Genomic DNA, 9,500 nt, shown 5'->3' with positions numbered 1-9,500 from the left:
CGTCTGGGCGTTGTCTACAAGACCTGCGGCGCCGGCGGCGGCGACATCGGCATCGCGCTGGCCACCGACACCGCGCGCCTGCAAGCCTTCCGGCAGGCCGCCAGCGCCGCCGGCTTTCCCGTGCTCGACCTGCACCCGGCCGCCGCCGGCGTGCAGGTGCATTGATTCGACCGACCCATCCAGGAAAACCCACGTGGACTCGTTACCCGCAACCGGGCAGGCCGACTCGCCTGCCGCAACCCAGGCCGACGACACGCCGCACGAGCGCGCGGCGAGTGCGCCCGACCATCCCGCCCGCCTGCCCGGCTTTCATCGGCTGGCGCTGACCGAGCGGCTGCAGCTGTTGCGCAGCCGCGGGCTGCTGACGCAGGCCGACCACCGCGCGCTGACCAGTGGCGCGCAGCGGCTGGAGCCGGCGCAGGCCGACAAGATGATCGAGAACGTCATCGGCGTGATGGGGCTGCCGGTGGGGCTGGGCCTGAATTTCCTGATCAACGGCAAGGACTACGTGGTGCCGCTGGTGGTCGAGGAACCATCGATCGTGGCTGCACTGAGCGCCGCCGCCAAACTGGTGCGCGGCTGCGGCGGCTTCACCACCGCGAGCGACCGCCCCTTGCTGATCGGCCAGATCCAGCTGACCGGCGTGGCCCACTCGGGCAAGGCACGCACGGCCTTGCTGCAGCGGCGCGACGAGATCATCAACCTGGCCAACAGCCTGCATCCGAACATGGTCGCGCGCGGCGGCGGCGTGGCGGACGTCGAGGTATTGATCCACGCCGCGCCGGACGGTGGCCCGGACATGGTGGTGCTGCATCTGCTGGTCGACACCTGCGATGCCATGGGCGCCAACCTGGTCAACACGATGTGCGAGGGCGTGGCCCCGCTGGCGGAGGCGATCACCGGCGGCAAGACCTGCCTGCGCATCCTGTCCAACCTCACCGACCGCGCGCTGGTGCGCGCCAGCGCGGTGATCCCGGCGCATGCGCTGGCGGGCAAGGGCCACGATGGCGGCCAGGTGCGCGACGGCATCATCCTGGCCAACGATCTGGCCCGGGTCGATCCGTACCGCGCCGCGACCCACAACAAGGGCGTCATGAACGGCGTGGACGCGGTGGCGCTGGCCACCGGCAACGACTGGCGCGCGCTGGAGGCCGCGGTGCACGCCTACGCCGCGCGCGGCCAGGGCTATCGCGCGCTGACCCGCTGGTCGCGCAACGCGCAGGGCGACCTGGTCGGCAGCATCGAGCTGCCGCTCAAGGTCGGCACCGTGGGCGGCTCGCTGCAGGCGAACCCGATGGTGGCGATCAACCACCGCCTGCTGGGTTCGCCCGGCGCGCGCGAGCTCGCCGAAGTGATGGCCGCCGTCGGCCTGGCGCAGAACTTCTCCGCCCTGCGGGCGCTGGTCACCGACGGCATCCAGCAAGGCCACATGACCCTGCACGCGCGCAGCGTGGCGATGGCGGCCGGCGCCACGCCGGAGATGTTCGAGCAGGTGGTGGAACGCCTGCTGGCCGACGGCGAGATCAAGCTGTGGAAGGCGCAACTGATCGTGGCCGAGCTGGGCGGGCAGGCGGCGCCGGGGCAAGCGGCCCACGGCCACCCGCGGGCCGGCACGCAGGAATGGGCGGCCGGCCACGGCAAGGTGATCCTGCTCGGCGAACACGCCGTGGTGTACGGCCGCCACGCGATCGCCGCGCCGCTGCCGCTGGCGATCCGCGCGCGCGTGGAGGACGCCCGCGACGGCACCACGCTGCTGATCCCGCGCTGGGGCATCGAGCAACGGCTGCAGCAGCCGGCACGGCCGGGCTCCTTCCTGCAGTCGCTGACGCTGCTGCTGGAGCGGCTCGGCCTGAGCCAGCGCGCGCTGCACATCCAGGTGGCGCCGGAAATGCCCCGGGCGATGGGGCTAGGCGGCTCGGCGGCGTTGGCGGTGGCGGTGATCCGCGCACTGGACCGGCACTGCGCGCTGGGCCTCGACGACGCCAGCGTCTGCGCGCTGGCCTTCGAGTGCGAGAAGATTGCCCACGGCACGCCCTCGGGCGTCGACAACACGGTCGCCACCCACGGCCAGGCGCTGCTGTACCGGCGTGGCGAGCCGGCGACGATCCGCCCGCTTGCGCTGAAGCAGCCGCTGCCGCTGGTGATCGGCCTGAGCGGCAGCGAGAGCCTGACCGCCAGGATGGTGGCGCGCGTGCGCCAGGCGTGGCTGCAGCATCCGGCGCGATACGAACGCATCTTCGACGAGATCGACGTGCTGACCCGGCACGCGCTCGATGCGCTGGAAGCGCACGACCTGGGCGAGCTCGGCGAGCTGATGAACATCTGCCAGGGCCAGCTGAACGCGCTGCAGGTGTCCAGCCCGGAGATCGAGGAACTGGTCCAGCTGGCGCGCGAGCACGGCGCCCTGGGCGCCAAGTTGACCGGCGGCGGCGGTGGCGGCGCGGTGATCGCGCTGTGCCCCGACAACGGCGCGCGCGTGGCCCGGGCGATGCGCGATGCCGGCTACCAGGCGCTGGAGGTGTGCTTTGGCTGACGCGTCGCTACGCCACCCCACGGTCTCCTCCGAAGCCGAGCAACTGATCCTGGTCGACGCCGACGATCGCGCGGTCGGCTACGCCAGCAAGGCGGCCGCCCACGACGGCCGCGGCCAGCGCCATCGCGCCTTCTCGCTGTTCATCTTCAACGGGCACGGCGAGCTGCTGTTGCAGCAGCGCAGCAGCGGCAAGCGGTTGTGGCCCGGTTACTGGGCCAACAGCTGCTGCAGCCACCCGCGCCAGGGGGAAAGCATGGAGCAGGCCACCGAACGGCGCCTGCAGCAGGAACTGGGCATGCGCTGCCCGCTGCGCTACCTGTTCAAGTTCGAATACCAGGCCGATTACCGCGGGCTCGGCGCCGAACACGAATTGTGCTGGGTCTACGCCGGCACCTGCACGCAGCCGGTACGCGCCAATGCCACGGAGGTCGAGGCCTGGCGCTTCGTCGCGCCGGCCGCACTCGATCGCGAGATCGCCCGCTACCCGGAGCACTTCACGCCATGGCTGAAGCTCGAGTGGGCGCAACTGCGCCGCGACCCGGCACTGGCGGCCTGCCTCAGCCCCCCAGCGGGTGGCTGATTTTCTCCGCCGTCGCGGCATCCGGTCGCGCCACCAGCGCGCCGGTGCGCATCAGGCTCACCGCGTAGTGCCCGCCATCGACCAGCGGCAGGAACGCGCCGCTGCCGTACACGGTGTCGATTTCCGGCACCCAGCGCGGGTACTGCTTTTGCAGGTTGAGCAGGTCGAGCGCGCCGGCTTCGCCGAAGCCGATCACCGTGCGCGGTGCCGCGGCTTCCTGCGCCGGATCGTCGTAGCGGCCGGACAGCCGGTCCAGCCGGTACAGCGGCGGCACGCCGGCCAGCAGCGCGGGCAGTTTCCACTTCAGCACGAGTGCCTCGATGCGCCAGGCGTCGCCGGCCAGCTGCAGCTGGCGGGTGCTGCCATCGGGCCAGCTGAGGGTGAGCGCCCAGCGCTGCGGCGACAGGATGCGCGCGTCGATCTCGACCACCGGCGCTTCTTCGCCGAGCAGTCGATAGCCGCGCAGGGCGAGTCCGGCACCAGCCAGCAGCAGGGTCAGCGCGAAGCAGGCCACGCACAGCAGCGCACGCCAGCTGGCGGCCAGATGCCGGCCGTCGTGCAGGCGCTGACGCAGGACCACCAGCTGCAGCAGGGTGATCAATGCAAACACCGCCGCCAGCACCAGCAGCACGGTCATCGGCATGCGCAGCAGCGCGCTCCAGTCCATCGTCATCACCTCGTTGCCGCGTCGTGCACTTCGTATGCGCATCATAACGGGCGATGCCGCGGCCGACCCGTCGCGCCTCGCTATACTGCCTCCGTCTTCAGGAATCCCGACCATGCGCCGATCCTTCTTGCTGCTGCCGTTCTGCTTCGCCGTCGCCACGCTTGCCGGCTGCGGCAACAAGGGGCCGCTGGTGCTGCCGTCGAGTCAACCCGCGGCGGCATCGACCACGGTGAAACCGGCGGTGCCTGCGGTGCCGGCCAGCGTCGGTGACCCGGCGGCCGGCCAGCACTGAGCGGCGGCCGTCCATGCAATTGCGCTTCTGGAAGATGCACGGCATCGGCAACGACTTCGTCGTGCTGGATTGCCGCCACGGTGGCTTTCCGCTGGACGCGGCACAGATCCGTGCGTTGGCCGACCGCCACACCGGGGTGGGCTTCGACCAGCTGCTGAGCATCGAGCCGGCGCGCAACACGGCCTGCGCGTTCTACTACGGCATCTGGAACGCCGACGGTTCGCCGTCCGGCCAGTGTGGCAACGGCGTGCGCTGCGTGGCGGCGTGGCTGCATCGTGCCGGTGCGCTGGCGATCGGCCAGGACGTGATGATCGAGAGCCCGTCCGGCCCGGTGACGGTACGCCCGCTCGGCGCCAACGAGGTCACCGTGGACATGGGCGAGCCGGTGTTCGAACCCGTACGGATTCCGTTCGCGGCCGACGCCGTGGCCAACCGCTACGCGATCGACCTGGCCGGCGAGACGCTGGACATCGGCGCGGTATCGATGGGCAACCCGCACGCGGTGGTCACGGTGGACGACCTCGCCGATCCCGCGCTGCAGCGGCTCGGCCCGCTGCTGACGAAGCATCCGCGCTTCGCGCAGGGCGCCAACGCCGGCTTCGTGCAGCGGCTGGACCGCGGCCACTTGCGCCTGCGCGTGCATGAACGCGGCGCCGGCTGGACCCTGGCCTGCGGCACCGGCGCCTGCGCCGCGATGGCGGTGCTGCACCGGCGTGGCGAGGTCGACGACGCGGTGGCGGTCGAGCTGCCCGGCGGCACGCTGCGCATCGACTGGACCGGCCCCGGCCACCCGCTGTGGATGACCGGCCCGGCCGCGTTCGCGTTCGAGGGTGAGTGGCCGGTGCCGGCGGCCACCGCCTGACGCGGCGGTTGAAGCGCGCCCGCGTCCATCGCACACTCCGGCCGGATGGCGCGCTTCCTTCGCGCGCTACGCAACGCTTCGAGGATTCCCGCGCATGACTGCCACCCTGCTTGATGACGCCACCCAGGCCCGCGTGGTGGCCGCCTACCTGAAGCGCCATCCGGAGTTCCTCAGCGAATACCCGGAGCTGGCCGCCAGGCTGACCATGCCACGCGGGCAGGGTGCGGTGTCGTCGCTCGCGGTGTACCAGTTGCAGAGCCTGCGCGACAAGAACGCTGAACTCGAACGCCAGCTGGCCGAGCTGATCGCGATCGCCGCCGAGAACGAGAAGCTGATGGAGCGCGTGCACGCACTCACCGTGGCGCTGCTGCGCGCGAACACGATGGAGGTCACCGCACGCACGGTGGTAGCCAAGCTCAGCGCGGATTTCCACACCGAGCAGGTGCGCCTGCTGCTGTTCGGCGACGAGCCGCGGCTGCCCCGTGCGGACTGGCTGCAGCAGGTTCCCGGCGGCGCCGCCGCACTGCCTGAGCTCAGCGAGTTCCTGCAGAAGAACGAGCCGGTTTCCGGCCGCCTGTCCGCCGAGAAGCTCGAACGGCTGTTCGGCGTCGACGCCGGACAGATCCGCTCGGTCGCGATGATGCGCCTGGGCGACTGCGGCATCCTGGCGATCGGCAGCGCCAACCCGGACCGTTTCCAGCCCGGCATGGGCACGCTGTTCCTGAAGATGATCTCGGCCACCATCACCGCCGCGCTGGCGCGTTCGCGGGACATTTCCTGAGCCGTCGATGACGCCCGCACAACAGGTCGAGCAGTGGCTGGCCCGCCTCGCCGGCGAGCGGCATGCCTCGCCGCACACGCTGGCCGGCTACCGCCGCGACCTGGCCAAGCTGCTGCGCTTCATGCAGCAACAGCAGCTGACCGCGTTCGATGCGCTGGATGCGAACCGGATGCGCAGCTTCATCGCCGGCGAGCATCGCGCCGGCCTGGCGCCGAAGAGCCTGCAGCGCCTGCTGTCCTCCTGCCGCAGCCTGTTCCGCCAGCTCACCCGCGAAGGCCGGCTGGCGAATGATCCGCTGCTCGGCGTACGCGGCCCGAAGGTGCGCCGCAAGCTGCCGCAGGTGCTCGACGTGGACGAAGCCACCGCCCTGGTCGAGACCGACAACGGCGGCCAGCTTGCCATGCGCGATCGCGCGATGCTGGAGCTGTTCTATTCCAGCGGGCTGCGCCTGTCCGAACTGGTCGGCCTGCACTGGCTCGACCTCAACCTCGACGACGGCGAGGTACGCGTGCTCGGCAAAGGCAGCAAGACCCGCATCGTGCCGGTCGGCCGCCACGCCGTCGCCGCGCTGCGCGCGCTCGGCGCGGCCGAGGGCATGCCGGCGGACGGCCCGGTATTCCGCGGCCGCGGCGGTGCGCCGATCAACCCGCGCACGGTGCAGCTGCGCATGAACAAGCTGGCACTGCAGCAGGGCATCCCGAAGCACATCCACCCGCACCTGCTGCGCCACACCTTCGCCAGCCACATGCTGGAGTCCTCCGGTGACCTGCGCGCGGTGCAGGAGCTGCTCGGTCATGCCGACATCGCCACTACGCAGATCTACACCCACCTGGATTTCCAGCACCTGGCGAAGGTCTACGACGCGGCCCACCCACGCGCCAAGCGCAAACCCTGACGCGCGCTGCTTCCTCCCCTGCAAAGCAGGGAATGGCTGGGGAGGGATGCTCTCGATCTTCCTGCCAACCCGAGCAACCCCCTCACCTGAAGGTCGCCAACCCCTCTTGCGCGCAGGGGAAGGAACCAAGGCGCCCGCTCCGACATTGAAGCCCCGGCAATTCGGCCCCATCTCGTTCGCTCAACCACGGAGCTTCGTATGGAATCCTTTCACGCCACCACCATCGTCTGCGTGCGCCGCGAAGGCCGCGTCGTGATCGGCAGCGACGGCCAGGTCACGCTGGGCAACACGGTGATGAAGGGCAACGCGCGCAAGGTGCGCCGGCTGGGCAAGACAGGCGAGGTGGTGGCCGGGTTCGCCGGTGCCACTGCCGATGCGTTCACTCTGTTCGAGCTGTTCGAGCAGAAGCTCGAGAGACACAACAACAACCTCACCCGTGCCGCGGTGGAGATGGCCAAGGAATGGCGCACCGACCGCCGCTTCGGCCGGCTTGAGGCGATGCTGGCGGTGGCCGACCGGGAAACTTCGCTGCTCATCTCCGGCAACGGCGACGTGGTGGAACCCGAGCACGGCCTGATCGCGATCGGCTCCGGCGGCCCGTTCGCCCAGTCTGCCGCGATGGCCCTGCTCGAGAATACCGATCTGGACGCACGCACGATCGTCGGGAAGGCGCTGAAGATCGCCGGCGACATCTGCATCTATACCAACCACAACGTGTCGATCGAAGAACTGTAAGCCGCCTCGAACCCACATCGTCATTCCGGCGAAAGCCGGAATCCAGCGTCTATCACGGCAACGACACTGGATCCCGGCTTTCGCCGGGATGACGGCTGAAAAACCTCTTTCCGGTGATCTCATGTCTGAATTGACCCCCCGCGAAATCGTCAACGAACTCGACCGCTACATCATCGGCCAGCACGACGCCAAGCGCGCGGTGGCGGTGGCGCTGCGCAGCCGCTGGCGACGCATGCAGTTGCCGGCAGAGATGCGCAACGAAGTCACCCCGAAGAACATCCTGATGATCGGCCCCACCGGCGTGGGCAAGACCGAGATCGCGCGGCGCCTGGCCACGCTGGCCAACGCGCCGTTCGTGAAGGTCGAGGCAACCAAGTTCACCGAGGTGGGCTACGTGGGCAAGGACGTGGAGTCGATCATCCGCGACCTCGCCGACGTGGCCTACAAGCTGACCCGCGAGCAGGCGGCCAAGCGCGTGCGCAGCCAGGCCGAGGACCGCGCCGAGGACCGCATCCTCGATGCGCTGCTGCCGCGCCGGCAGACGCCGACCGACTGGAGCCACGACGCCGCGCCGACGACCGACAGCGACACCCGCCAGAAGCTGCGCAAGCAGTTGCGCGAGGGCGCGCTGGACGAGCGCGAGATCGAGCTGGATTTCGCCATGAACGTGGGCGTGGAGATCATGTCGCCGCCGGGCATGGAGGAGATGGGCGCGCAGCTGCGCCAGATGTTCCAGAACATCGGCGGCGCCAGGACGCAGAGCCGCAAGCTGGCGATCAAGCTGGCGCGGCCGCTGTTGATCGACGAGGAGGCCGGCAAGCTGCTCAACGACGAGGAAGTGCGCGCGCAGGCGGTGGAGGCGGCCGAGCAGAACGGCATCGTGTTCATCGATGAGATCGACAAGGTGGCCCAGCGCTCCGACCACGGCCACGCCGGAGTCAGCCGCGAGGGCGTGCAGCGCGACCTGCTGCCGCTGGTGGAAGGCTCCACCGTAGCGACCAAGTACGGCCCGCTGAAGACCGACCACATGCTGTTCATCGCCTCCGGCGCGTTCTCGCTGGCCAAGCCGTCGGACCTGATCCCCGAACTGCAGGGCCGCCTGCCGATCCGGGTGGAGTTGAGCGCACTGTCGGTGGATGACTTCAAGCGCATCCTGCGCGAGCCGCACAACGCGCTGACCAAGCAGTACGTGGCCCTGCTCGGCACCGAGGGCGTCACCATCGAGTTCACCGACTCGGGCATCGACCGGCTGGCCGAGGTCGCGTTCCAGGTGAACGAGCGCACCGAGAACATCGGCGCCCGCCGCCTGCATACCGTGATGGAGCGCCTGCTGGAGAAGATTTCCTATGAGGCTGCGGACAAATCCGGCGAAAAGTATCTCATCGACGCCGAACATGTGGACAAAAGCCTGGGCGGCCTGGCCAAGGACGAAGACCTCAGCCGCTACATCCTCTGAACAAGCGGGTCAGGTCGATCTGCTAAAATGGGCATTGTGAACAACGTTATTGAACTGAAGAACACCGGCCAGCGCGCCCAGTTGCGCGAGGCGCAACAGAAGCAGACGCTGGTGCGGTTGTGGCGCGAGGAGCTTGAGCACGGCAGCTTCTGCGGCTACGTGGGCGGGGTGGGGCGCGAATTCTTCCTGCTCTGGGTGGTCGGCGACGGCATCAGCTACGACGGCATGTACGTGATGCGCCACCGTGACGTCACCGAACTGGAAGCCCCGGACAAGCACCACGCCTTCATGCAGAAGGCGCTGGCGCTGAAGCAGATCCTGCCGCGCATGCCGCGCGGCTTCCCGCTGGACAACATCCGCGAGGTCATCCAGGCCGCCGGTGCGCAGGCGCCGGTGATCGGCGTGCACGTGGACAGCGAGGACGAATCCGAGGTCTGCTACATCGGCCGTCTGATCGACGTCGAGGAAGACGGCTTCAACCTGCAGGAACTCAGCCCCGACGCGGAGTGGATGCGCGAGCCTTCGTTCTTCGCCTGGGACGAGGTCTCCACCGTCAGCCTCGAGGACAGCTACGCGCAGTCGCTGCTCGCCGTGGCCGGCCCCGCGCCTGCCCTGGTGCCCGGCGGCGACACCGGCTTCGGCCGTGCGCCGTCGCCCTGACTGAGCTCTGCTCCCTCCGCTGCAACGCAGGGGAGGGTC

10 protein-coding genes are annotated in these 9,500 nt (G+C 69.6%); 9 read left to right on the top strand and 1 reads right to left on the bottom strand.

Going from position 1 to position 9,500, the window contains the following annotated elements:
* Nucleotides 1–193: 193 nt before the first annotated feature.
* Complete coding sequence (locus UUA_RS16455; protein WP_008438925.1) at nt 194–2,533, top strand: hydroxymethylglutaryl-CoA reductase, degradative; 2,340 nt, start codon at nt 194–196, stop codon at nt 2,531–2,533.
* A complete protein-coding gene (idi, locus tag UUA_RS16450; RefSeq protein ID WP_008438924.1) occupies nt 2,526–3,113 on the top strand; it encodes an isopentenyl-diphosphate Delta-isomerase in 588 nt (195 codons plus the stop codon). The genes UUA_RS16455 and idi overlap by 8 nt, the downstream gene beginning before the upstream one ends.
* Here idi and UUA_RS16445 read toward each other — a convergent pair.
* Nucleotides 3,091–3,780, bottom strand: a complete 690-nt coding sequence (locus UUA_RS16445; RefSeq protein WP_039954318.1) for a hypothetical protein — start codon at nt 3,778–3,780, stop codon at nt 3,091–3,093. The two genes, idi and UUA_RS16445, sit on opposite strands and share 23 nt — an antisense overlap.
* Nucleotides 3,781–3,892: 112 nt before the next feature.
* Here UUA_RS16445 and lptM point away from each other — a divergent pair, with 112 nt between their 5' ends.
* The 7 genes from lptM to UUA_RS16410 all read left to right on the top strand — a co-directional run bounded on the left by lptM (nt 3,893) and on the right by UUA_RS16410 (nt 9,461).
* On the top strand, nt 3,893–4,072 hold the full coding sequence (gene lptM, locus UUA_RS16440; RefSeq protein WP_039954315.1) for an LPS translocon maturation chaperone LptM: 180 nt from the start codon (nt 3,893–3,895) through the stop codon (nt 4,070–4,072).
* 13 nt (nt 4,073–4,085) lie between these two features.
* The gene (dapF, locus tag UUA_RS16435) at nt 4,086–4,934 is read left to right on the top strand and encodes a diaminopimelate epimerase (RefSeq protein WP_008438920.1); all 849 of its coding nucleotides are present in this window, start codon (nt 4,086–4,088) and stop codon (nt 4,932–4,934) included.
* A 94-nt stretch (nt 4,935–5,028) separates the two neighbouring features.
* Nucleotides 5,029–5,715 carry a DUF484 family protein gene (locus UUA_RS16430; protein ID WP_008438919.1) on the top strand — a complete coding sequence of 229 codons (687 nt, stop codon included), beginning with the start codon at nt 5,029–5,031 and terminating at the stop codon, nt 5,713–5,715.
* A gap of 7 nt (nt 5,716–5,722) precedes the next feature.
* Nucleotides 5,723–6,610, top strand: coding sequence for a tyrosine recombinase XerC (gene xerC, locus UUA_RS16425; RefSeq protein ID WP_008438918.1), 888 nt, complete (start codon nt 5,723–5,725; stop codon nt 6,608–6,610).
* Nucleotides 6,611–6,808: 198 nt separating this feature from the next.
* Nucleotides 6,809–7,345 carry an ATP-dependent protease subunit HslV gene (hslV, locus tag UUA_RS16420; protein WP_008438916.1) on the top strand — a complete coding sequence of 179 codons (537 nt, stop codon included), beginning with the start codon at nt 6,809–6,811 and terminating at the stop codon, nt 7,343–7,345.
* Between the two features lie 121 nt (nt 7,346–7,466).
* Nucleotides 7,467–8,801: an ATP-dependent protease ATPase subunit HslU gene (gene hslU, locus UUA_RS16415; protein ID WP_008438899.1), complete on the top strand. Its 1,335-nt coding sequence runs from the start codon at nt 7,467–7,469 to the stop codon at nt 8,799–8,801.
* Nucleotides 8,802–8,828: 27 nt separating this feature from the next.
* Nucleotides 8,829–9,461 (top strand): hypothetical protein, encoded by a 633-nt coding sequence (locus UUA_RS16410; RefSeq protein ID WP_008438898.1) that lies wholly within the window; start codon nt 8,829–8,831, stop codon nt 9,459–9,461.
* The last annotated feature ends 39 nt before the right edge of the window (nt 9,462–9,500 follow it).

The sequence above is a fragment of the Rhodanobacter thiooxydans LCS2 genome, from assembly GCF_000264375.1.
Lineage (GTDB): Bacteria > Pseudomonadota > Gammaproteobacteria > Xanthomonadales > Rhodanobacteraceae > Rhodanobacter > Rhodanobacter thiooxydans.
The sequence above is the reverse complement of the archived record's forward strand: the minus strand, read 5'-3'. Positions and strand labels throughout refer to the sequence as shown.